This is a genomic window from Aeromonas sp. R5-1, assembly GCF_040908265.1.
GTDB classification, from domain to species: Bacteria; Pseudomonadota; Gammaproteobacteria; order Enterobacterales; family Aeromonadaceae; genus Aeromonas; species Aeromonas caviae.
Map to the genome: position 1 here is coordinate 1 of NZ_JBFODJ010000042.1, position 23,129 is coordinate 23,129.

21 protein-coding genes and 1 riboswitch are annotated in these 23,129 nt (G+C 60.0%); of the genes, 11 read left to right on the forward strand and 10 right to left on the reverse strand.

All coding sequences use genetic code 11. The features are described 5' to 3' along the window. Position 1 precedes the first annotated feature (1 nt). Positions 2–1,016, forward strand: a protein-coding gene (locus AB5Y64_RS05250) for an IS630 family transposase (RefSeq protein WP_279988401.1) whose coding sequence is annotated in 2 segments (ribosomal slippage) — positions 2–448 and positions 450–1,016 — 1,014 coding nt in all. Because the reading frame shifts where the segments join, the coding sequence is not laid out codon by codon here. A 112-nt stretch (positions 1,017–1,128) separates the two neighbouring features. On the opposite strand, the gene AB5Y64_RS05255 is transcribed toward AB5Y64_RS05250, so the two are convergent. After that, the gene (locus AB5Y64_RS05255; protein WP_223302529.1) at positions 1,129–2,451 is read right to left on the reverse strand and encodes a LysM peptidoglycan-binding domain-containing protein; all 1,323 of its coding nucleotides are present in this window, start codon (positions 2,449–2,451) and stop codon (positions 1,129–1,131) included. On the opposite strand from AB5Y64_RS05255, the gene AB5Y64_RS05260 reads away from it, so the two are divergent. After that, the gene (locus tag AB5Y64_RS05260; RefSeq protein ID WP_010674135.1) at positions 2,380–2,652 is read left to right on the forward strand and encodes a hypothetical protein; all 273 of its coding nucleotides are present in this window, start codon (positions 2,380–2,382) and stop codon (positions 2,650–2,652) included. The genes AB5Y64_RS05255 and AB5Y64_RS05260 overlap by 72 nt on opposite strands. Positions 2,653–2,739: 87 nt before the next feature. On the opposite strand, the gene gloB is transcribed toward AB5Y64_RS05260, so the two are convergent. Continuing rightward, positions 2,740–3,504: a hydroxyacylglutathione hydrolase gene (gene gloB, locus AB5Y64_RS05265; RefSeq protein WP_109112289.1), complete on the reverse strand. Its 765-nt coding sequence runs from the start codon at positions 3,502–3,504 to the stop codon at positions 2,740–2,742. Between the two features lie 78 nt (positions 3,505–3,582). Here gloB and AB5Y64_RS05270 point away from each other — a divergent pair, with 78 nt between their 5' ends. Continuing rightward, on the forward strand, positions 3,583–4,305 hold the full coding sequence (locus tag AB5Y64_RS05270; protein ID WP_161469592.1) for a class I SAM-dependent methyltransferase: 723 nt from the start codon (positions 3,583–3,585) through the stop codon (positions 4,303–4,305). Between the two features lie 6 nt (positions 4,306–4,311). On the opposite strand, the gene rnhA is transcribed toward AB5Y64_RS05270, so the two are convergent. After that, complete coding sequence (gene rnhA, locus AB5Y64_RS05275; protein ID WP_171864875.1) at positions 4,312–4,776, reverse strand: ribonuclease HI; 465 nt, start codon at positions 4,774–4,776, stop codon at positions 4,312–4,314. A gap of 75 nt (positions 4,777–4,851) precedes the next feature. On the opposite strand from rnhA, the gene dnaQ reads away from it, so the two are divergent. Both dnaQ and AB5Y64_RS05285 read left to right on the forward strand, forming a co-directional pair. Continuing rightward, entirely contained in the window at positions 4,852–5,586 is a 735-nt protein-coding gene (gene dnaQ, locus AB5Y64_RS05280) for a DNA polymerase III subunit epsilon (RefSeq protein WP_041212726.1), read from the forward strand. Further along, a complete protein-coding gene (locus AB5Y64_RS05285) occupies positions 5,583–6,833 on the forward strand; it encodes a TIGR03503 family protein (protein ID WP_171864876.1) in 1,251 nt (416 codons plus the stop codon). The genes dnaQ and AB5Y64_RS05285 overlap by 4 nt, the downstream gene beginning before the upstream one ends. A gap of 75 nt (positions 6,834–6,908) precedes the next feature. Here AB5Y64_RS05285 and AB5Y64_RS05290 read toward each other — a convergent pair whose 3' ends face one another. Together AB5Y64_RS05290 and fadE are read right to left on the reverse strand one after the other, a co-directional pair. Further along, positions 6,909–8,426 (reverse strand): HD domain-containing phosphohydrolase, encoded by a 1,518-nt coding sequence (locus AB5Y64_RS05290; protein ID WP_039038835.1) that lies wholly within the window; start codon positions 8,424–8,426, stop codon positions 6,909–6,911. A gap of 174 nt (positions 8,427–8,600) precedes the next feature. Then, the gene (fadE, locus tag AB5Y64_RS05295; protein WP_041212728.1) at positions 8,601–11,057 is read right to left on the reverse strand and encodes an acyl-CoA dehydrogenase FadE; all 2,457 of its coding nucleotides are present in this window, start codon (positions 11,055–11,057) and stop codon (positions 8,601–8,603) included. A 252-nt stretch (positions 11,058–11,309) separates the two neighbouring features. On the opposite strand from fadE, the gene lpcA reads away from it, so the two are divergent. The 3 genes from lpcA to AB5Y64_RS05310 all read left to right on the forward strand — a co-directional run bounded on the left by lpcA (position 11,310) and on the right by AB5Y64_RS05310 (position 13,435). After that, a complete protein-coding gene (lpcA, locus tag AB5Y64_RS05300) occupies positions 11,310–11,888 on the forward strand; it encodes a D-sedoheptulose 7-phosphate isomerase (protein WP_010674142.1) in 579 nt (192 codons plus the stop codon). A 112-nt stretch (positions 11,889–12,000) separates the two neighbouring features. Continuing rightward, positions 12,001–12,798, forward strand: coding sequence for a class II glutamine amidotransferase (locus tag AB5Y64_RS05305; RefSeq protein ID WP_124814057.1), 798 nt, complete (start codon positions 12,001–12,003; stop codon positions 12,796–12,798). A gap of 301 nt (positions 12,799–13,099) precedes the next feature. Continuing rightward, positions 13,100–13,435 carry an Hpt domain-containing protein gene (locus AB5Y64_RS05310; protein ID WP_010674144.1) on the forward strand — a complete coding sequence of 112 codons (336 nt, stop codon included), beginning with the start codon at positions 13,100–13,102 and terminating at the stop codon, positions 13,433–13,435. A gap of 12 nt (positions 13,436–13,447) precedes the next feature. On the opposite strand, the gene yvcK is transcribed toward AB5Y64_RS05310, so the two are convergent. Further along, a complete protein-coding gene (gene yvcK / locus AB5Y64_RS05315; RefSeq protein ID WP_029314269.1) occupies positions 13,448–14,371 on the reverse strand; it encodes a uridine diphosphate-N-acetylglucosamine-binding protein YvcK in 924 nt (307 codons plus the stop codon). Between the two features lie 113 nt (positions 14,372–14,484). Here yvcK and AB5Y64_RS05320 point away from each other — a divergent pair, with 113 nt between their 5' ends. Beyond that, complete coding sequence (locus AB5Y64_RS05320; RefSeq protein ID WP_041201554.1) at positions 14,485–15,666, forward strand: FIST signal transduction protein; 1,182 nt, start codon at positions 14,485–14,487, stop codon at positions 15,664–15,666. An 18-nt stretch (positions 15,667–15,684) separates the two neighbouring features. Continuing rightward, positions 15,685–17,760: a response regulator gene (locus AB5Y64_RS05325; protein WP_043154218.1), complete on the forward strand. Its 2,076-nt coding sequence runs from the start codon at positions 15,685–15,687 to the stop codon at positions 17,758–17,760. Positions 17,761–18,032: 272 nt separating this feature from the next. Here AB5Y64_RS05325 and AB5Y64_RS05330 read toward each other — a convergent pair whose 3' ends face one another. The 4 genes from AB5Y64_RS05330 to narQ form a co-directional block, all read right to left on the reverse strand. After that, entirely contained in the window at positions 18,033–18,608 is a 576-nt protein-coding gene (locus AB5Y64_RS05330; protein ID WP_043154220.1) for an LON peptidase substrate-binding domain-containing protein, read from the reverse strand. A 302-nt stretch (positions 18,609–18,910) separates the two neighbouring features. Then, positions 18,911–19,336, reverse strand: a complete 426-nt coding sequence (locus tag AB5Y64_RS05335) for a globin domain-containing protein (protein ID WP_041215516.1) — start codon at positions 19,334–19,336, stop codon at positions 18,911–18,913. Positions 19,337–19,481: 145 nt separating this feature from the next. After that, on the reverse strand, positions 19,482–20,120 hold the full coding sequence (gene narL, locus AB5Y64_RS05340; protein WP_039038841.1) for a two-component system response regulator NarL: 639 nt from the start codon (positions 20,118–20,120) through the stop codon (positions 19,482–19,484). Beyond that, positions 20,120–21,832, reverse strand: coding sequence for a nitrate/nitrite two-component system sensor histidine kinase NarQ (narQ, locus tag AB5Y64_RS05345; protein ID WP_302097595.1), 1,713 nt, complete (start codon positions 21,830–21,832; stop codon positions 20,120–20,122). Before narQ ends, narL begins: the two co-directional genes overlap by 1 nt. Before the next feature lie 78 nt (positions 21,833–21,910). Beyond that, positions 21,911–22,050, forward strand: a riboswitch (molybdenum cofactor riboswitch). On the opposite strand from narQ, the gene moaA reads away from it, so the two are divergent. Continuing rightward, positions 22,038–23,033: a GTP 3',8-cyclase MoaA gene (moaA, locus tag AB5Y64_RS05350; RefSeq protein WP_010674152.1), complete on the forward strand. Its 996-nt coding sequence runs from the start codon at positions 22,038–22,040 to the stop codon at positions 23,031–23,033. Its footprint overlaps the riboswitch before it by 13 nt. The last annotated feature ends 96 nt before the right edge of the window (positions 23,034–23,129 follow it).

The window sequence follows — 23,129 nt, forward strand, 5'->3', positions numbered from 1 at the left end:
AATCGATTTCTTGGCCCTCGCCAAGGCAGAAACCAACGCCAGGAAACGCATGCGATTCCTGGCGTTAGCACACTTTCAAGAAGGTCATTCCAGAACTGACATTGCCCGCTTTCTCAAAGTCAGCCGCACAAGTGTCAACAAATGGGTGAGCAACTTCTTGCTACACGGCGTGGCGGGGCTGGATAGTGTCCGTCCACCAGGCCGACCCGCCAAGCTCGGCGCCGAACAGCTATCCCAGCTTAGCGAATATATCGACCAACAAAGCCGGCTGGCCATCGGGGGACGACTGCAAGGTACTGATATTCAAACGTATATCGAACGAGAGTTTGGTGTGGCCTATGAACTCTCCAATGTCTACCGCCTCCTCAGAGAGCTGGGGTTTTCCTGGATAACCAGTCGCTCACGACATCCGAAGCAGGATGGGCAGGTGCAGGAAGCTTTTAAAAAACTTCCAGCTGGAAACGATCCTTAACATCCCGGGTCATGTTGCGCTTGCCAATGTCGATGTCTGGTTTCAGGACGAAGCCCGGTTTGGTCAACAAAATACGACTACCCGACTGTGGGCCAGGCGTGGCAGTCGCCCCCGAGCTATTCAGCAACAACAATTCGAGTACGTCTATCTCTTCGGTGCCGTCTGCCCTGCAACCGGGACAACGGAAGCCTTGCTCAGTCCTCTGGTAAACCGGGAGGTGATGAAGCAGCACTTGGCACTGATTGCAGCACGAACAAAGCCGGGTCGTCATGCGGTGGTGATCATGGACGGCGCCGGATGGCATACCATGGAATGTGCGGATGACTTCCCCAATCTCAGCCTGATCAAGCTCCCTCCCTATTCTCCCGAACTCAATCCCATTGAACAGGTATGGAGCTGGCTTCGTCAGCATGTGTTGGCTAATCGCAGCTTCAAGGATTACGACGACATCCTTGATGCCTGCACATCGGCCTGGAAGCACTTTATTGCCGATGTGGAGCGGGTGATGTCACTTTGTAGCCGAGATTGGATAAAACTGACCTAATGTTTAATCCGATTGGTATCATCCCTCAGGGGAGAGCGGAGTCGCCGCTGGTTCATGCAGACAAAAAAATACCCCGCATCAAGCGGGGTATTTTTTGGATTGCGACGAGCGATCAGCTGTTGTTCTTCACGAACAGGGTCAACTCCTGACCCGGCTTGAGATAGTCACTCTTGCCGAGCTGGTTCCAGCGCATCACATCGTTGACGGCGACCTGGAAGCGGGCTGCGATGGAGGAGAGGGAATCACCGCGGCGCACCTGATAGACCATGGACTTGTTGCTGCTCTTGCCCTGCTTGGGCCAGACCACCAGCTTCATGCCAGGCTTGAGGGCCGACTTGGCGTTCAGGCCGTTCCACTTGGCCAGGTCGGCGTGGGTGACCCCGTGTGCCTGGCTGATGCTCCACAGGTTGTCACCGGAGCGCACCTGATAGTTCACCTTGCCACCACTGCGGCTGGCGAGCTGCTGCGGCTTGCTCTGGGCAACCTGGGTTGCGCGCCCGCCATTGGGGATGATCAGGCTCTGGCCACGGCGCAGGTTGTTGCCACGCATGTTATTGGCCAGCTTGAGCTGTTGCACGGTCACCCCGTGATTCTGGGCGATCCGTGACAGCGTATCACCACTGGTGACCTGATAGGAGCGCACGCCACGGGTACGTTCACGCTGGGGCAGATCGGCCAGGGCCAGCTCCAGGGTGTCGGCGTACTCGACGGGGACCAGCAGGTTGTAAGGGCCCTGCGGCGAGGTCATGCCACGCTTGAGCGCAGGATTGAGCGCCTTGAGCTGGGAGGCGGAAACACCAGCCAGCTGGGCGGCCACGTTCAAATCAATCTGGCCACCGGTATTGATGGTTCGCAATTGCGGCTTGTTGGCCAGCACCGGCAGGGTGACATTGTATTTGTCCGCATTGCGGATCATGTCGGCCATGGCCAGGATCTTGGGCACATACATCCGGGTTTCGCGGGGCAGGTCCAGCGACCAGTAGTCGGTCGGACGACCAGCCCGTTCGTTGCGGGTGATGGCGTTGCGCACCCGACCTTCACCGGCATTGTAAGCGGCCAGGGTCTGCAGCCAGTCACCGTCGAAGAACCGGTTCAGGTACTCCAGGTAATCCAGTGCGGCATTGGTGGATGCCAGGACATCGCGTCGACCGTCGTACCAGTTGTCGTGGCGCAGGCCGAAATTCTTGCCGGTTGCAGGAACGAACTGCCAAAGACCGACCGCATTGCTGCGGGAGCGGGCATTGGGATCGAACATGCTCTCGATCATGGGGATGGTAATAAGCTCCATTGGCAGCTCACGCCGTTCGATTTCCTCTACCATCAGATACAGGTAGGGCTCAGCCCGGCTGGCAATGGTCGCCATATGCTTATCATTGCGCAACAACCAATCACGCTGTTGGCGAACCCGGGCATTATCGTGCGAGTCCAGCTGCATATCATCGCTGATACGCACCCACAGGTTATCAGTGTCATCCAGCTCTTCTATCTGTTCGTCGCCGAACAGCATCCGCGAAGAGTGTTTTTTGTACGTTTTCTTGCTGACTTGGGGGGATTTGATCGGCTCGATTGCCGTTACCGCCCGGTCATCCTGATGGCTCAGGTTTTGACAGCCGCTGAGAAACAGCGCTGCCAATAAGGCCGTTCGTAGCTTCATCTCGCTCAGGTCATCTGTGGAAAAACAGCTCGCATCATAAGGGGCAATGCCCCCCTGATCAAGGTTTGTTCAAAAAACGTCCTTCCAGGCCCGCAGAACAGCGAAGGTATCCTCTGGATTTTCCAAGCATTTAAGGGCGTATTTCTCAGCAGAAAATTTTACCGAGTCCTGCTCGCAGCGCAGAAAAACATTGAAATTCCGCTCATCTCCCAGCCGGGAGGGGAGACTCGGGAGGCCCTGCTGACGCAGTTTGCTGATCACGCCGATCTGCCGCTGGATCGCCAGGTTGTCGGGCTCGACCGCATGGGCGAAACGCAGGTTGGAGAGCGTGTATTCATGGGCACAATAAAGGAGGGTCTCATCGGGCAGTGCCGCGAGCCGTTGCAGGGAAGTGTGCATCTGTGCCGGGGTCCCTTCGAACAGACGGCCGCAACCGGCGCTGAAGAGGGTATCGCCACAAAACAGCATGCCCTGGCCGTAATAGGCGATATGCCCCAGGGTATGACCGGGCACATGGAGGACATCCAGACTCAGGCCATGCCAGTTGATCTGATCCCCGTCGTCGAGCCACTGGCCGTGATGGTCCGGCATGGGGTCATGCTTGGGACCATAGAGGCGAGCGTGGGGGAAGTGTTGTAGCAGCTCGGATACGCCCCCGACGTGATCGCGGTGGTGATGGGTCAGGAGGATGGCATCCAGCACCAGATCCAGCGCAGCCAGCCGTTCCAGCACGGGATCGGCCTCGCCTGGATCGACGACCAGGCAGTGATTTTCGTGACGGATCAACCAGATGTAGTTGTCGCTGAAGGCGGGAACTGTGATGACGGTGTACATGGGTCGAGGCTCTTGTGTTCTCTTTAAGGAAGGGATCTTATATAACTGGATGGCATTCGCCCCCGAGTTGGTCCCATTATGCAACTGGCACGTACCGAACAACAGATCGCGCTTCCGACCAGTTGGTCCGCACTGCCCATGGGGGACTGGGTGGCCGCCGAGCTTCAGGAGCGCCTCGACAACTGGTGCCCCCACCTCTTTGGCTATCACTTGCTCAAGATAGGTGCCCTGAGCGCCGAACTCTCCTGCGGTTGTTCCACCATTCGCCATCAAATCGGTGTCGCCTCCGGCGGACGGCTGCTGGACATCCAGGGGGATCCGCTCGCCTTGCCGGTGCGATCGGGGAGCGTGGATGCCTGCCTGCTGGCTCACTGCCTCGATTTCTCGCCGGATCCTCATCAGGTGCTGCGGGAGGCAGAACGGGTGCTGACCGACGATGGCTGGCTCATTGTCAGCGGTTACAACCCGCTCAGCCTGGTGGGGCTGGGTCACTATCTGCCCTTCATGCGGCGGCATCTGCCCTGGTCTGCCCGCATGTTCACGCCCGCACGGGTGACCGACTGGCTGCAATTGCTCGGCTGCGAGGTGATGTTCGACGAGCGGTTCGGTTTCTCCTTCATGGGCAGGCAGAGCAAGATCGGCTGGTGGCGGGAGAGTCTGGGGCGGGACTATTGCCGCTCCCTGGCGTCTGTTTACGTGATTGCCGCCCGCAAGCGGCGTTTCCCCGTGACACCGGTGCGTCGCCGCTGGCGGCTGCCGGAGTCGATGGCCGCGCCAGGAATGGCGCGCCAGGGCGGCTAGCGGGCATCAGGGTTGGTAGCCGCTGTCTTCGGCAAGCTGCTTGCCGTTGGCGGCCTCACGGGCCAGCTCGTCACAGCGTTCGTTTTCCGGGTGGCCCGAGTGTCCTTTCACCCAGAACCATTCGATCTGGTGACGGGCCACTTCCGCATCAAGGGCCTGCCAGAGATCGACGTTCTTGACCGGCTGACGGTTGGCGGTCATCCAGCCCTTCTTCTTCCAGCCGATGATCCATTGGGTGATCCCCTGGCGCACATACTGGCTGTCGGTGGTGAGCCGCACCTGGCAGGGTTCGTTCAGGGTCCGCAGCCCCATGATGGCAGCCATCAGTTCCATCCGGTTATTGGTGGTCAATCGAAAACCGGCGGAGATCTCCTTGCGATGCTTGCCATAGACCATGACGGCACCATAGCCGCCGGGGCCCGGGTTGCCTAAGCAGGAGCCATCCGTGAATAAATCAATCTGTTTCAACATGAGCAATCAATCTGTTTTAGCGAGAGGCTTGGGGTAAACTAGCGAGTAAAACCGAAGTTTGACATGGATTTGATCATGAGCACACCCCAACTGAATCGCCAGATCATTCTGGATACCGAAACCACCGGCATGAACACCGCGGGCGGCCCTGTCTATCTTGGGCACCGCATCATCGAGATCGGCTGTGTGGAGGTGATCAACCGCAAACTCACCGGCAACCATTTCCACGTCTACATCAAGCCGGATCGGCTGGTGGACCCCGAGGCCATCGCCGTGCACGGCATCACGGATGCCTTCCTGGCGGACAAGCCCTCTTTTAGCCAGATAGCGGACGATTTCATCGAGTTCATTCGCGGCGCCGAGCTCATCGCCCACAACGCCCCCTTTGACGTGAGCTTCATGGACTATGAGTTCAGCAAGCTCGGTCTGAACTTCAAGACGGCGGATATCTGCGGCATCACGGATACCCTGGCGATGGCGCGGGATCTCTTCCCGGGCAAGCGCAATAACCTGGACGTGTTGTGCGATCGCTACGGCATCGACAACTCTCACCGTACCCTGCACGGCGCCTTGCTCGATGCGGAGATCCTGGCGGACGTCTACCTCCTGATGACGGGTGGCCAGACCAAACTCAATCTGGCGAGTGAAACCAGCGAGAGCGAGACCAGCCAGGATACCGGCATTCGTCGTCTGGAGAGCAATCGCCCGCCGCTCAGGGTGGTTCGCGCGAGCGACGAGGTGGCGGCCGTTCATGAAGCGAGGCTGGATCTGGTACAGAAAAAAGGAGGTGCCTGCCTGTGGCGGCAATGAGATCGCTTTGGGGGCTGCTGCTGCTGGCCTCCCTCCCGGCCGCGGCCAACGAGGTGTTTGCGCCTTCCGACATTCCTCTGCTCGACAACCGCTTTCGCATCGATTACGGCGTGAAGGAGATCACCTTCATCATCAAGCGCAAGCCGGGGACGCCCTCGGTGATCCTGGTGCGACCCGATGGCAGCAAGCTCTATGTGGGCAAGGTCAAGCCGCCCGACGTGGGCTGGTTGCCCCTCAAGGATCAGGATCTCATCACCATCCGCGACCCCATGCCCGGCCCCTGGCAGGCGATCGGGGAGGTGGACCCCGACAATCGGGTGCGCCTGCTCACCGACATCCAGGTCGAGAGCGAGCCGCTGCCGGCCCGCCTCTATCAGGGTGAGCGTGTCAAACTGCAATCCCGTCTGCTGATCGATGGCGCGGCGCCTGGGGCGGGTTACTACCTCACCGATCTGGGCATGACCGTCAAGCTGCAGCAGTTCAACGATGCCAGCCAGAGCGGCGATCCCGTGTTCGAGGAGACCCTGGGACGCTACATGGATGATGGCAAGGGGGTGGACGAAGTGCCGGGGGACGGTATCTTGACCGCCGAGGCGGTACTGGACGTCCCTGCGGGAAAATACCGAGCCCTCTTCAGCACCGGCAATGAGGTCTTCTCACGAGCCCAGTCACAGCAGGTGCTGCTCTACCCCTGGCCGGTCAGCTATTCCCTGAATCCCCCCTCCGGGGAGGGGGGAGCCAAGCTCTCTCTGGTCATCGATGTGGATGAACTGGATCCCGCCTCCGTGGTCATCCAGGGCAAGGCCATCGACGGCAGCGGCAGTAGCATGACGTTCAACGAGGTGGCGACAGCGCCGCGTTTTGGCGTGGATCTCTCCGCCCTCAAGGCGGCAGGGCAGTACAAGGTGGAGGCCACCCTCTTTGGAACAACCCGGCTCGGTCGCGAGGTGCAACTGCAATTGCCGGCCAAGTCGTTCACCATAGCACCGCCTCCCCCCCCTCCCGCACCCTCTGCGGCCATGCCCGCATCCGCCGCCACCCCCGACCGGTTCGAGGAGCGGGAGAGTCCGGTCTGGCTGCCCTGGGCGCTGGGGGGAGGTGGCGTGTTGCTGCTCTTGCTGGGGGCCGGTGGTTTCATTCTGCTGCAAAAGCGCCGCACCCTGCACAAGGCGATGGCGGCGCAGAAGGCGCAACTTGAAGAGACGCCAGCAACCCCCAAACTGGATCTCAATCTGCCGGAGCAATAATTCCGCGCACATTGCAAAGAAGCCGCCCAATGGGCGGCTTCTTCATGGTGGCAAGTGGATGGGGTGAACCCGATATCAGTGAGCGCCGATATAGATGTCTTTGTACTGCTCGCGAATATCGAGGAACTTCTCCAGATTGGCCAGCATCAGGTCCACCAGGAGGGGGTCGAAGTGCTCTCCTTTCTCCTCCTTGATCAGCGCCAGCACCTGATCCAGCGGCCAGGCCTGCTTGTAGCAACGATCCGAGCCCAGGGCATCGAACACATCCGCCAGGGCGACGATGCGTCCTTCAAGCGGAATGTCCTCTCCCTTCAATCCGCGGGGATAGCCGCTGCCATTCCACTTCTCGTGATGGTTGCCCGCGATGGTGGCGCCTATCTGGAACAGGGCCAGGTCACTGCCGGAGAGCATGTCCTGCCCAAGCTGGGCGTGGGTTTTCATGATCTCCCACTCCTCGGGAGTGAGTTTGCCCGGTTTGTGCAAGATGGCGTCCGGGATCCCCACCTTGCCGATGTCGTGCAGGGGAGAGGCCCGCTTGATGAGCTCGCACCTGTCCTCATTCATGCCGAGCAGCTTGCAGAACAGTTCGGTGTAGAGGGCCACCCGCTTGACGTGCAAGCCGGACTCCTTCGAGCGACTCTCCACCAGCTCGCCGATGCGATAGATGATCTCTCGCTGGTTGTCACCGATCACCTCGTTGAGCCGGATATTCTCCAGCGCCACTATGATGTTTTCGGTGAACAGGCTCAGCAGCCCGGTATCCATCTGGCTGAGCGGGCGAGTGGTCTCGATGTGGAACAGCAGGTGATGACGGGCATTCTGGCAATAGAGCACCATCTGGTTGCCATCGTAGACATTGGCTCCCTTGGCCATGGCACAGCGCAGGATTTCCGGCGCATCGACGAGGCGCAGCATGGGACCATCGCTGAGCAGAGGCTCGAGCACCTGATCCCGCACCTCATACGCCAGGTGCTTCACATCGTAAATCTGGGACTCTTCCAGATTGAGCAGGGCGCTGAGCTGGGTCTGGGCTCCTTCGACGAACTGGCGCAGGGCACGCTGCTCGAAGATCCCCTTGGACGCCTCGATGACCTTCTCCAGCCCCTGTCGATTGCTCTCAAGGGTTCGGATGTCCCGGTAAGAACGCAGGCTGGCGCGCAACAGGGTGCGCAGTTTCTGGGAGGTAAGTTCGGTCTTGTCCTTGTAGTCGTTGATGTCGTAGTTGGTCACCACGTCATCTTCCGGGGCCTGGCCAGGCTGACCGGTTCGCAGCACGATGCGCACCATCTTGTTTTGCAGCTCGTCGCGCACGAACTTGACCACCTCGAGACCGGCATGATCGACCTCCATGACGACGTCGAGCAGCAGCAGGGCGACATCCGGGGTGAGGGCGAGCAAGGCTTTGGCTTCAGCCGCAGAGTAGGCGTGCAGAAAATCGATCGGCTTGCCGTCGAATTCAAACTTGTTCAGGGTGATTTTGGTGATGCGATGCACTTCGGGTTCATCGTCCACTATCATCACCTTCCAGCCGGCGGGACGCGGTGCTGATTGGGGAAGATCTTCATCATCAATAATCAGGATTTGATCATCCATTATGCAATCCTGTGTGTGATCCTGTGCTTACCTTAACCGCTTCATTCAATATAGGAAACGGATTGATATCCAAAATATGATCCAGTCGGTTTCTCTTTCTTCGTATCGGATGCCATCCACCCGCCCTTTCATGAAAAACGCCTCCACAAGGGAGGCGTTCTGGCATCAGAGGCATCAAGCTGCCCTGTGATAGGCGGAGGCTTCAAACAGTGCCTTGTTGGCCACTAGGTCGACGGGATCGAAGTCATCGACGTTGATGGTGCGAAGGCGACTCTCCTCGGCGCGCCGCAGCAGGTCCGCTTCGGCCTGGTTGATGACACCGAGGCTCAGGCCCGCCTCTGCCACCTTGTCGAGCTGGGTGAAGGGGCGTTTGCTCCCTTCGGCTTTGCACACCTTGTCAAACAGCGGCTCTGCGGTCAGCACATCGTCCAGCGCCTGTTCCAGCAGCCCGAAGGGGTTGCCCTCCTCGCGCGTCAGATATTGGCCCTCGGCCAGACGGCTGCGAGTGGCACTTGGCACCTGGAGCAGGCGGGCTACCTGGCTGTCGAGCTTGTCGGAGGGACGCTTCAGGTCGCGACCAAGGGGTAGCACGATGGCGCGCAGGGCCAGACCAATCCAGCGATTCGGGAAGTTGCGCAGCAACTCGTCGATCGCTTCCTGAGCCTTGAACAGGGCGTCTTGCAGTGCCCAGTGCAGCAGCGGCAGGTCGGCCTGCTGGCGTCCTTCATCCTGATAGCGCTTGAGGGCGCTGGAGGCCAGATAGAGCTGGCTCAGCACATCGCCAAGGCGGGCAGACACCCGCTCTTTGCGCTTGAGCTCGCCACCCAGGGTGCCCATCGCCATGTCTGACAGGAAGGCAAGGTTGGCGGAGAGGCGAGAGAGCTGCTGATAGTAGCCCTTGGTCTGATCCTTGTAGGGCGCGGCGGCGAAGCGGGCACCGGTCAGCCCCAGCCAGAAGCTGCGCACCAGGTTGCTGATGGCAAAGCCCACATGGCTGAACATCGCCTTGTCGAAATCTTTCAGCGCCTGTTCTTTGTCGGGGTGGCTGGCGGCCAGCATCTCCGGCAACACATAGGGGTGGCAACGGATGGCTCCCTGACCATAAATGATCATGCTGCGGGTCAGGATATTGGCTCCCTCGACGGTCACGGCGATGGGCGCCCCCTGATAGCCACGGGCCAGATAGTTGCTCGGCCCCATACAGATGGCCTTGCCGCCATGGATGTCCATGGCATCGATGATGCACTTCTGGGCGCGGTCGGTGAGGTGGTACTTGACGATGGCGGAGATGACCGAGGGTTTTTCACCGAGATCGATGCCGGTGACCGTCAGTTTGGCGGCGGCGCCCATGATGTAGGCGTTGCCACCCAGGCGTGCCAGCGGCTCTTCAATCCCTTCCATCTTGCCAATCGGCAGCTTGAACTGGCGACGGATGCGGCTGTAGGCACCGGTGGCCAGGGCCAGCATCTTGACGCCGCCCGTGCTGTTGGAGGGCAGGGTGATGCCGCGGCCGACGGAGAGACACTCCACCAGCATGCGCCAGCCCTGACCGGCCATAGCCGGACCGCCGATGATGAAGTCGAGCGGTACAAACACGTCTTGGCCGCGGGTCGGGCCGTTCTGGAACGGCACGTTGAGCGGGAAGTGGCGACGACCGATATCGACTCCCTTGATGTGGGTCGGAATGAGGGCGCAGGTGATGCCGAGCTCTTCTTCCTCACCCAGCAGGTGGTCAGGGTCACGCAGCTTGAAGGCGAGGCCGAGTACGGTGGCGATGGGAGCCAGGGTAATGTAGCGCTTGTTCCAGGTCAGGCGCATGCCGAGCACCTCTTCCCCTTCCCACTCGCCTTTGCAGACGATGCCGAAGTCGGGAATCGAGCCCGCATCAGAACCCGCTTCCGGACTGGTCAGGGCGAAACAGGGGATCTCCTTGCCGACAGCCAGACGGGGCAGGTAGTAATCCTTCTGCTCGTCAGTACCGTAGTGTTGCAGCAATTCACCCGGCCCTAAGGAGTTGGGAACGCCGACGGTGGAGGCGAGCACGGCGCTGGCGCCGCACAGCTTTTGCAGCACGCAGGACTGGGCATAGGCGGAGAACTCCAGCCCGCCATATTTCTTCTTGATGATCATGGCGAAGAACTTGTTGTCCTTCAGGTATTGCCACACCTCGGGAGAGAGATCGGCACGCTCGTGGGTCACTTCCCAGTCGTTGACCATGCGGCACACTTCTTCAACCGGACCGTCCATGAAGGCCTGCTCTTCGGCAGACAGCGTGCTGACCGGAATGGCGTGCAGCTTCTTCCAGTCCGGGTTGCCGGCAAACAGATCCGCTTCCCACCAGGTCGTCCCCGCTTCGATGGCTTCCTTCTCGGTTCGGGACATCTCCGGCATGATGGACTTGTAGATCTTGAACAGCGGCTTGGTCAGCTGGTTGCGGCGAAACTCCACCAGATTGAGGGGCAGGGCTATCACCGCGAACAGCGCCCACACCAACAGGGGCACATGGCCATAGAAGGTGCCGGCGACCAGGGCGGCGGCCGTGGCAAGCGTGGCGGTGAACAGGGACGCACGGCGATAGGCCATGGCGCCGATCACCAGGATCACCCCGAGCAGAGTGAGGGTCGTCGTCATTGTTTGCTCCTTGCATGAATTGCCGAGGTTGGGAAATTGGCGTTAACTGATCCAGAGGTCTGACCTGTTGGATATGGCCCCTGTTGTAATTCATACGCACAAACTTATCAAGCTGTTTACAAGCCTGTTACCTTGGCTCTGTGATCGCCATAACGCGCTGCCCGCCCCATCTTGGCGGGCGGGGGGCGACGATTGGACTGGCTTGTGCGACAATGCCGCCACCCTATGTTGGACGACGAGATTTCAAGAACCATGTACCAAGAACTGATCCGCAACGAGTTGACCGAGGCTGCCAGCGTGCTTCAGGCGTTCCTGGCAGATGAGCAAAATCTGAAAAACATCGAGGCGGCGGCCAGGCTGCTCGCCGACTCCTTCAAGCAGGAAGGAAAGGTACTCTCCTGCGGCAACGGCGGCTCCCACTGCGATGCCATGCACTTTGCCGAGGAGCTGACCGGTCGTTATCGCGAGAACCGCCCAGGCTATGCCGGCATCGCCATCTCCGATCCCAGCCACCTCTCCTGCGTCTCCAACGACTTTGGCTATGACTATGTCTTCTCCCGCTATGTGGAGGCCGTCGGCCGCCGTGGTGACGTGCTGCTCGGCATCTCCACCAGCGGCAACTCCGGCAACATCCTCAAAGCCATCGAGGCGGCCCGTGCCAAAGGGATGAAGGTGATTGCCCTGACCGGCAAGGACGGCGGCAAGATGGCTGGTCTGGCCGATGTGGAGATCCGTGTGCCGCACTTCGGTTATGCCGACCGCATCCAGGAAGTGCACATCAAGGTGATCCACATCCTGATCCAGCTGGTTGAAAAAGAGATGGCCAAGTAATCAACGATCCGGGATTGAGAGGGGGGGATGGGTGACCATACAGGCCCTCTCGTCCAGCCGTGACGGTTGATTGACGAAACCAGAGTCAAGACATTCAGGGAGTGGATGGTATATGTGCGAACTGCTCGGAATGAGTGCCAATGTGCCGACCGACATCTGCTTCAGCTTTACCGGGCTGATGCTGCGGGGCGGCAAGACCGGTCCCCACAAGGATGGCTGGGGGATCACCTTCTATGAGGGGCGGGGTTTTCGCACCTTCAAGGATCCCGAACCCAGTGCCCAGTCTCCCATCGCCAAGCTGGTCCAGGCACTGCCCATCAAGAGCCGTGCCGTGGTCAGCCATATCCGGCAGGCGAACCGGGGGTGTGTCTCCCTGGAAAACACCCACCCCTTTACCCGCGAACTGTGGGGCCGTTACTGGACCTTTGCCCACAATGGCCAGTTGACCGGTTACAAGAGGCTGTCCACGGGGCGGCACCGCCCGGTCGGCGACACCGACAGCGAGCACGCCTTCTGCTGGCTGCTCGACAGGCTGGAGCACAAGTACCCCAAACGGCCGGCAAATTTCCCCGCCATGTTCCGCTACCTCGCGACCCTGTGCGACGAGCTGCGCGGGCTCGGGGTGTTCAACATGCTGCTGTCGGACGGAGAGTTCGTGATGACCTATTGCAGCAACAATCTTTACTGGTTGACGCGCAGGGCTCCCTTTGGCGAAGCCCGTCTGCTGGATGAGGATGTGGCCATCGACTTTCAGAGTGAAACCACGCCGAACGATGTGGTGACCCTGATCGCCACCCGGCCGCTCACCGGCAACGAGAATTGGGTGAAGATGGTGCCCGGGGAGTTCTGCCTGTTCAGGCTGGGTGAGCTGGAATATGGCAATGCAGCCAACTTGTTGAACCAGAAATAAAAAAATACCAGGGTAGATGTCTACCCTGGTTCTTCGCAGCAGCCATACAGGCAAAAAGGGATGAGAGAGGTGTTGCTGAGCCGCATCATTCTCATGGGTTGCATTGTTACTTTAATGTTAATTTTGTGACAACCTTTATCTCTCTCCATTCTGACTGACATACCGATAACTTGAAGCTGCTCACATTCTGGTGTCCCAAGAGCACCCGGAGCGATACGGGCATGCCCGAAGGACGGGTGACAGCGGGGCTGTGGGTCCGCTATATTGTGGTCTGTTTGAATACCATCATAGGGAAGAGAAGATGGAGTGGCTGGATCAGAAAGTGCTGCGACAACTGGCAGATGATATCGGTCACGAGATGATGCCGGTCGTCATCTCGGTGTTTGTCGAAGAGGTAGGCGAGCAGTTGGCCCAATTAAGACCGCTTTTTGAGCAGCGGGACTGGTCAGCCCTGGCGCGTCTTGCCCACAGCATGAAATCGTCCTGTGGCAGCTATGGCGCCAAACCCAGCTATCAGCAGGTGATGGATCTGGAGTCCGCCTGTCGCCGGGAAGATGAGCAAGAGGCCGGCAGACTGCTGGCTGAGCTGGAGCACTCCCTGCCCCAGGTCTTCACCCATCTGGCCCAGTTTCACTGATCCAGAAGGGCATCAGCCCGCCATGTCGCGCTCGCCAAGCCTGCTCAGGATCACGGTGTCGAGTGCCAGCCGCAGCTTGAGGCGGTCGTGGCGGTGGGGGAGGGCCGCTTCACCCAGCTCGGCCCGAACGAGGCAGTGCTGCAGCTCGGGTACCTGGGGGCCCTCGGGAGCCAGAATGGCATCGATCCGGCCGCTGCCTATCCGCTCTTCCAGCCACCGATGTTGACTGGACAGTGACAACTGGCCTGCCGGACCCTCTTCGTCCACCAGATTGCTGATGAACACGACGATGGCGCGGCTGCTGCGGATCGCCTCCGCAATTTCGCGCAGCAGCAGAGGAGGCATGATGGAGGTGAGGAAGCTGCCCGGCCCCAGGATGATCATGTCGGCCTGGCTCAGCGCCTCGACCGCTTCGCGCGTGGCGGGCACGACCGGTTTCAGGCTCAGGGCCCGTGGCGGTGTGGTGAGCTGATCGATGGAGACCTCTCCCAGGATCTGATCGCCACAGACGGTGTGGGCGCACAGATCGGTGGGATGCTCGGACATGGGCAGCAGATTGGGTTCAATTTCCAGCATGTCGCTGATGAGCCTGATGGCATCCAGGGGGCGCACGCAGAGGTTGTCGAGGGCCAGCAGCATCAGGTTGCCGAGGTTGTGGCCCGCCAGCTCGCCGCGGCCGGTAAAGCGGTGCTCGAACAGCTGGCTACCGATGCTGGGGGTGGTCACCAGCTGGTTGAGGCAGTTGCGCAGATCCCCCCAGGCGATGCACTCCTGGCTTTTGCGCAGGCGTCCGGTGGAGCCGCCATCATCCGTGGTGGTGACGATGCCCGTCAGCCGGGATCCCAAGAACGACAGGGAAGAGAGCACCCGGCCCATACCGTGCCCGCCGCCGATGGCGACGACCCGGTCGAAGTCATTGATATTTTTTTGCCACATGCAGTGATCCCGTGGGAGGCCAGTGAGCACCATTCTAGTCTCCATGGCCAGGTAATTGTTTGATAAGGGTATGATTTTTGCTTGATGCCAGCATCCCGTACCCCTAGGAGACGATGTTGAACTTCCTGACGGCTCACTCGCTTGCCGAGACGACCCCACTGGCCGCCCAACAAGTTACAGAGCGGTTGCATGCCCAGTCATCCCATGTTCCATCGCTGTTGCTGGTCTATTTTACCCAAGCACACGAGGCGGCGGAACTGCGCCGTGCGCTCAAGGCACGTTTTCCCGATACCCGGCTGATCGGTTGCAGCTCCTGCGGCGGTATCCTGACCCAGGATGGCCATCATGGTCGGCATGGCTGGAGCCTGTCGGTCGCCGCCCTTTATGATGACAAGGGGGCCTATGGCGTGGCTGGCCAGATGGGGGATCAACCGGATGTGCGGGCATTGCTGCGCCGCGCCATCGCCGATGGTGGCCGACCGGGAGAGCTGCCGCAGCTCGTGTTGCTGCACACCAGCCCGGGGCTGGAGGAGGTTGTGCTCGCGGGGATCGACGCCGAGTTTGGCGCGACCGTTCCCGTCGTCGGCGGGTCGGCGGCAGACGACGGCGTGGCCGGGCAGTGGCAGCTGTGCTGGGACGAAGGGGAGGGATCACAAGGGTGCGTGTTGGCGGTGCTTTACCCCGATTGCCAACTGGCGTTCCAGTTTCATTCAGGCTATGTACCCACCGAGTGTCGCGGCATCATTACCGGGATAGACGGGCGGGAGGTGCTGACCATCGATCACGAGCCGGCGGCCCGGGTCTATGGTCGCTGGACCGAGCGTGCGACGCCCTGGCCGGTGGGCCCCATCCTCAGGGAGACGACGCTCTCGCCACTGGCCCGTCAGGTCGGCATGCTCGATGACCTGCCCTACTACAAGCTCTCCCATCCCGAGGCGGTGACGGCGCGGGAGGGGCTGCGCCTCTTTACCGAAACCCGACTGGGAGAGCGGCTGCTGCTCATGTACAGCAGCCAGGAAGGGTTGTTGCAGCGCAGCCTGAATGCGGTGAATATCGAGCCTGAATATGGCATGGCGAGCAATATGCGCCCCTTTGGCGCCCTGGTGGTGTTTTGTGCCGGTTGTCGGCTGGCACTGGGGGACAGGCTGGGGGACATCGTCAGTCAATTCAGTCAGAGGCTGGGTGAGATCCCCTTCATCACGCCCTTTACCTTCGGTGAACAGGGACGATTACCCCATGGTGAGCTGGCACACGGCAACCTCATGGTGTCGAGCGTAATCTTCCTCGAGAGCTGACACTGTGCTGGATTCAAGATGATAGGCAATAGCGAACTCGAAACCCTGGGTGACAAACTGCAAACCACGCTGGTGGAGCTGATGCGTTGCCGGGAGCGGGAGGCCAGATATCGGGAGGAGTCCCAAGCCCTGCTGTGCGGGGTGGCGACCCTGGCACAGGCCCAGAGTCTGGAGCAGGTACTGGAGAGTCTCATTCTTGCTCTCAAGCCCTTTATCGGATTCGAACAGGCGGACGTGGTCGCCTGGGAGGCCGTGAGGGGCAGCACCCATCTGAGCACCCAGCCGGACGAGGTGGGCCGGACCTGGTCGCTGACACCGCTCTTCTCCAGGGCCATCGAGGGGGAGACCCTGGTCATCTATGATCCCGCCCAACTGCCTGAGCTGGCGCCGCTGGCAGGGGCGCCGGGCTGGGCCAGCGTCATGATGACAGGCTTGCAGGGACCGGGGTTTTCCGGTGTGCTCATCTGCCGGCACAGCGTGGCGGGCACCTTCGATCTCAAGAGCAAGGCGGCGATGCAGCGTTGTCGCCCGCTCATCTCCCAGGCTCTGGTCAACATCGCCTATCGGGCTCGCCTGCAAGAACAGGTTGACCTCAAGACCCTGGCCCTGCAGGCCAGCGAACAGCGTTTTCGCAGTTTTGCCGCCATGGCCTCTGACTGGTTCTGGGAGACCGATCCCCAGCACAGGCTCAGCTATGTCTCTGCCCCTGGCTATCAGGGGGAAGTGCTGGCCCGCCAGACGGGGAGAAGCCTCTATGATTTTGCCCACGACAAGCAGGACCCGGCCTGGAGCCACTATCGGCACCTGATCGCCCACCATCTGCCGGTGCGGGGAATGCGGGCCCAGGTGATGCTGGCGGGCGGGCCTTGCTGGATGGAGATCAATGCGGAGCCTTGCCATGATGCCGGTGGCCGCTTCCTCGGCTATCGGGGCACGGCGCGGGAGATAGGCAGCCAGATCCGCCGCGAGCAGGAGCTGGCGCGGGCGCGGGACGATGCCGAGACGGCCAACCGTGCCAAATCCCAGTTCCTCGCCATGATGACCCACGAGATCCGCTCTCCCATGAACGCCGTGCTGGGGATGCTGGATCTGCTGCAGCACGGCCGGCTCGACACTCCGCAACAGACCCTCATCGGCCATGCCACCCACTCTGCGCATCTGTTGCAGACCATCATCGACGATGTGCTCGATTTCTCGAAAATAGAGTCACATACCCTGACGCTGCACTGTGAACCCTTTCAACCAGCCGAGCTGTGCCGTGCCCTGGTGGAGCCCTTGCAGGCACAGGCCAGTGCCAAGGGCATCACACTGCACTGGCATCTGGATGAGACGCTCCCTGAACGCCTTCAAGGGGATGCCGTCCGCCTCTCCCAGGTGATAGGCAACCTGCTTGGCAATGCCGTGAAGTTCACCTCCGTCGGCAGCGTGCGTCTGGCGTTGACCTGGGAGGAGGAAAAGCTGGGGGTCATGGTCAGCGACACGGGGATCGGCATCTCCACCGAGGATCAGACATTGCTGTTTGAACCCTTCTATCAGGTCGACAGTTCGGCAACCCGCCGCTTCTCCGGCTCGGGGCTCGGGCTGGCCATCTGCAGGCGGCTGGTGCAGCTGATGGGGGGAGACATTTGCGTGCAGAGCACGCCTGGGCTGGGAAGCTGCTTCTGGTTCGAGCTGCCCGGGATGGCCTCTCCCTGTGCTCCGGCCGCCGCCCCCGATAGTGAAGAGTGCGCCAGACTGGAGCTGGATGTGCTGGTGGTGGAAGACAGTCCGGTCAATCAGCTGGTGGTATCCCTGATGTTGCAGAAGCTGGTGTGCAGGGTGAGGCTGGCAGGTAATGGGCTGGAGGCCCTGGCACAGGTGGCGAAGCAGCAGCCGGACCTTGTCCTGATGGATATGCGGATGCCGCAGATGGATGGGCTGGAGGCGACCCGGCGCCTGCGGGACATGGGGTACGAGGTGCCCATCGTCGCGTTGACGGCCAATGCCATGATGGAGGACAGGGCCCGCTGCCTTGCCCAGGGCATGAACGATTTTCTGGCCAAACCCATCAGTCTTGCCAGGCTGCGAAGCTGCCTGCTCCGCCATTGCAGGTGATGCCGGCCGATTTTGGGTAAAAAAAATGGTCAACCTGGTGGTTGACCAATTCTTCAGCAAATACTGAAGAGAGCACGGGATAAATCGGGTTGTACGGTTTTATATGAAAAAGTCGTGCCAACTTTTCAAAACCTGTTATTTGCGGCCTGTAGCTGAATTGTGTGTTATTTATCGCTACCGTGATTGCAAAATGCAATTCTCATTTTTTCATTATAAGAATGTAGTGCCGAGAATTCGCGTTTTGCAAACCAACCGTTGACTCACTCTTTGACTCACTGTGCGATCAGTCGGCGCAAGAACTGGCGCGCCGCTTCACTGTTCTGTTTGGCAATCAACATCTGTTTTTCATAGATCGGCATGGGCAGGATCTCGAGCCAGCGTTGGCAGAGCCAGGCTGCATCGTCGAACTGCTTGTCCGGGTAGAGCTCATCCAGTTCCGGGTATTGTGCAAAGACCTCTCTCAAGCGGCTGACCAGCTGGTTGTCGCTGATATCAGAATCCGCACTCGGCCAGTTGGGCAACGGCTCGACCTGGGCGTGCCTGAGGCCTGCGTCATCCGTTTCCATCTCGTGGATGCAGAAGCGTTCAAGGCCGAGCACGGTGACCCCGAGCAAACCGTCGTTGAGGGTATAAAAATCAGTCACCTTGACGCGGGTTCCGACCGGGAGAATCCGTCCGCAGGTGCCCGTGCTGGTGGTCTCTTCCATCACGATGCCAAAGCCACGATCCTCGAGGAAGGACTCCTTGAGCATCTGCAGGTGGCGCGGCTCGAACAGGCGAAGGGGGAGCTTGCCACCGGGCAGTATGTGGGACGGCAAGGGGAACAGTGCCAGTTGTTGAAGTTTCATGTTCCATCCTCCTAATCAGTCATTGCTGAATGTGACAATGCAGTGACCGTGCCAGAGAGAGGTGGCGTGGCGAAGGGGTGAGTCATTTCCCGTGGTTATTTTTAATATCCATTTAAAATCAATCTATTGTGATTTGATGTCGCGAATGCAGGCAAGGCAGTGCGAAAGGGATTCAGGTGAGGTGTTAGGGCGCCGAACATACCCCGTGTGCAGAATGAGTCTATTTTCGCATATTGCAAATTTGATTCATGCAAAATGCCTGTTACAGACCCATTGAGCGATTGGGGGCAAAGGCCAGGGGATCAGGTGGTCAATTCGGTGTGCTGTGTCATGCCGTCCAGCATCAGGGCGGCTATTTCGTCATACATCTGCGACCAGGCCTGTGCCAGTGCCGGGGTAAAACCACTGCCGAGACGCCGTGCCAGTACCTGGGTCAGCGCCTGTTTGAGCAGCGCAAACTGGTGGGGTTGAACGTTGAATCGCTGGTGACGCCTGCCGAGATCGCGAATGATGAAACCCAGTGCATCCAGCTGGGAGAGGCTGGTGATGACGGTGTTCAGGGTGTCCGACACCTTGGCAACGGGCAGCTCCTGATGTGGGGGGAAGAGGGCCCTGAGTTCGGGAGACAATCTGAACAGCTCTTCATACACCTCCTGGACATAGCTGTTGTTCAGGGCGCTCACCCTGCCCCAGGCTTTCTGGACCAGCTCTATCTGCTCAAAGGTCATGTCGATGTTTCCTTCCCGTGCGATGTCATGAAAATAATAATCCATCTACTCAATAGAGCACCGGGTTCCGCGCCATTTGGGGAAAGAAGAGGGGGCCAGCAAGGAGGCACGGATGGTGACCCCTTGCTGGTAGGAGGCCGGGACCTCAGTTGCGCTGTTCCAGGTACATGACGGCTGCTTCGACGCGGCTTTGGGCCTCGAGCTTTTTCAGCAGGCTCTTGACGTGGACCTTGACGGTTCCCTCGGAGATATGGAGCACTGAGGCGACCTGCTTGTTGGACAACCCCTTGGCGATTTCACGCATGATCTGCATCTCGCGTCGGGTCAGGCTCTCCAGCTTCTGCTGCAGGTGGTCCAGCTCGTAGATGTTCTCGAGATAGGGACGTAGCGGCTCGCTCAGGATCTGCTTGCCGGTCATCACGTCAGCCAGCTGGGCCAGCAGCATGTCAGGCTCGGTGTCCTTGAGCAGATATCCGTCCGCGCCTGCCTTGAGCAGGGCAACCACATCCTGGCGGGCGTCAGAGACGGTCAGGATCACCACGCGGGAAGTCACCTCTTCGGCCCGCAGCGCCTTGAGGGTATCGAGACCTGACAACCCCTTCATGTTGAGGTCGAGCAGGATGAGGTCCGGTTCGGACTCCTTGGCCATGGCCACGGCGTCGGTGCCGTTGGAAGCCTCGCCAACCACGTCGATGTTATCTTCCAACTCCAGCAGTTGCACAATTCCCTTGCGCATCAGGGGGTGGTCATCCACGACCAGAACACTGTATTTCATCTCGTCCATCAGGCGTCTCTTGTTAGGCTGGTGGGAAAGGTCAGGTGTATGCGGGTGCCCCCGGAGGGCGGTTCACTGATGGTCAACTGGCCGCGCAATTTGTTGGCGCGTTCATTCATGATGCTGAGACCGTAGTGATTCACCGCCGAGCTTGCGCCCCTTATTCCAACACCATCGTCTGCAATCTGAACCTGGATGTTACCATCAGCCAGGGTCTCACAGCTAACGTCAATGTGCCGCGCGCTGGCATGCTTGATGGCATTGAGCACTGCCTCACGGATCAGCTGCAGGATGTGGATGTGCTGCCCCGCTTCCAGGTCGGTGTCCGTCAGTCCGTACTGGAGCCTGATGTCGGAGTGCGTCTGGGGTTTGAGCTGCTCGAGCATGACCGCGATGGCTTCACCCAGGTTGGCATCGCCGATGCTGAGGCGGAAGGTGCCGAGCAGTTCACGCAACTGGGTATAGGCATTGCTGAGTCCCTCGTCGATCTGCTCCATGGCTGCCTCGGTCTTGGCCCTGTCCCCCTTGGCGAAGGAGCGCTTGAGCAGCGTGGCCTGGATCTTCAGGTAAGAGAGGGCCTGGGCGAGGGAGTCGTGCAGTTCACGGGCGATGACGGCGCGCTCTTCCATCAGCAGCAGGCGCTGGTGCTGCAGCAGGGTCTGATCCTTGTGCAGCACCTGGGCCAGCAACATGGAGAAGTTCTTCATCAGCCGCTCGTCGATGGGGTGGTCGCTTATCATGTCGAGCCGGCCGTACTCCTCGTCATCCATCTGCAGGTAAAAGCTCACCACGGCGTCCAGATCCCCCGGCCACCCCTTGCGACCTGTGATGTAGACCGGCATCGCATTGTGCTCGAAGCGGGTGAGGCGGATGTACTCGATGTGCTGGTGGGCGGCGGCCCGCTCCAGCAGCTTTTGCAGGGTGCGGCGGCTGAGGGGCGCCGCGTGCAGTTTCTGGGCGGTGGAATAGAGGAAGGAGAGGGTGTCGTTGGCCTGTTGCAGCTTGGCCGTTTTCTCCTCCACCTTGCTTTCCAGCTCCCGGTAGAGTTTGCCAAGCTCGTCGGCCATGGTCGCGAACGCCCCCGACAACTCTCCCAGCTCGTTTTCACAGTGAGGGGGCAGGGTGAGATCGAATTCCTGACGCTGGATCTGGCGTGCGCAATAGACCAGCTGGTTGAGGGGCGCCACCACCTGCTGGCGGGTGAAGCGCACCGTGCACCAGGCGATGGTGATGATGGCGAGCAGCCCTAGCCCCTCGGCCAGGGCCAGCATGCGCACCTTGAACTCCACGTGGTACTGCATCTGGTTGACGAAGTCATCGATGGCGGCGACGAACTGTTCCGTATTGTCGGTATAACGGCTGGGGGTGGCATTCTCGATGTGTTCGCGCATCACTTGCCATTGCAGCAGGACTTCACCATAGGTGCGGCGCAGGGAGGCGGGCGTGATCCAGCGCTGGGTCTCCTGCAGCTCGGGGGCATGAAGGGTCTGTTCAAACTGGGCGAGCCGGCCGAGGACGACCTGATCCTTCTCGATTTCATAGGCCATGCGGTAGGCCTGCATGCGCAGGGATCCCGACAGGTTGATGGCCTTGGCATCGGGAACCGAATAGAAGAGGGTGACCATGGCCACCACGGCGATCAGGCTGGCCATGAACAGGATCAGCACCATGGAGCGACCGATGGCGCTGCTGACCGACTGCACTCTGAACCATTTTCCCATGCCGACCGGCTCCCTTTTCACCCACAAAGACCCCACAAAGTAGCATGGGAGTGTACTCCAAGTTGTGCTAGCATCGAAAAACTAGATGAACTCCGAGCGATTTTGCCTAAGTCATTGAGATAGGGGGAGATCGCCGTCAGCCGATGTACGAGCTGAAAGGGTCAGGAAAGAAATGCCCTGGCCTCCCGTATTTGGAAAGGTGTTTATGTTGCCACTTGAAGATGGTTTTTCCCGTCGCTTTTACTATTTGCGTCTGTCGGTCACCGACGTCTGCAATTTCCGCTGTACCTACTGTCTGCCGGACGGCTATCACCCGCCGAAAGGAGATGGTGAGGGGCGCCAGTCCTTCCTCTCTCTGGAGGAGATCCGTCGCGTCGTCTCCGGGTTTGCCGCCATGGGGACGCGCAAGGTGCGTCTGACCGGAGGCGAGCCCTCCCTGCGCCGCGACTTCACGGCCATCATCGAGACCGTGGCCAATACCCCCGGCATCGAGAAGGTGGCCATGACCACCAACGGGTATCGCCTCAAGGAGCGTGCCCGCGAGTGGTTCGATGCGGGGCTGACGGCCCTGAACGTCAGCGTCGACAGCCTGGATCCCCGCCAGTTCCACCAGATCACCGGCGAGAACAAGCTGGCGGAGGTGATGGCGGGGATAGACGCCGCCCTGAGTGCAGGTTTTCGGTCGGTCAAGATCAACGCCGTGCTGCTCAAGGGGCTCAATGATCATCAGCTCGAGACATTCCTCGCCTGGATCCGGGACAAACCCATCGAGCTTCGTTTCATCGAACTGATGCAGACCGGCGAGATGGACGCCCTGTTTCGCGATCACCATACCAGCGGTGAACTCATCAAGCAGCGCCTGCAAGAGAGCGGCTGGGTGCAGCAGCTGCGCGGCCTGGATGATGGCCCTGCCCAGGTGTTCACGCACCCGGACTCGAGGGGCGGGGTGGGGCTCATCATGCCCTACAGCAAGGATTTTTGCGCCGGTTGCAACCGGCTGCGGGTCTCCTCCAAGGGCAAGCTGCACCTGTGTCTCTTTGGCGACAACGGGGTGGAACTGCGGGATCTGCTCACCGATGACAGCCAGCAGGAGGCGCTGCAATGGCGTATTCGCCAGGCGCTGACCGGCAAGGCCGCCACCCATCGCCTCCATGAAGGCAATGCAGGCATGACCCCCCACCTGGCCTCCATCGGCGGCTGACAGCCGCCGTGCACCTCAAATAACCTTCGATTAATTATCAATCCTCACATAGGGGTAATTTACCTTGCCCCTGCTGTGTCTAATTACGCCAAGGGT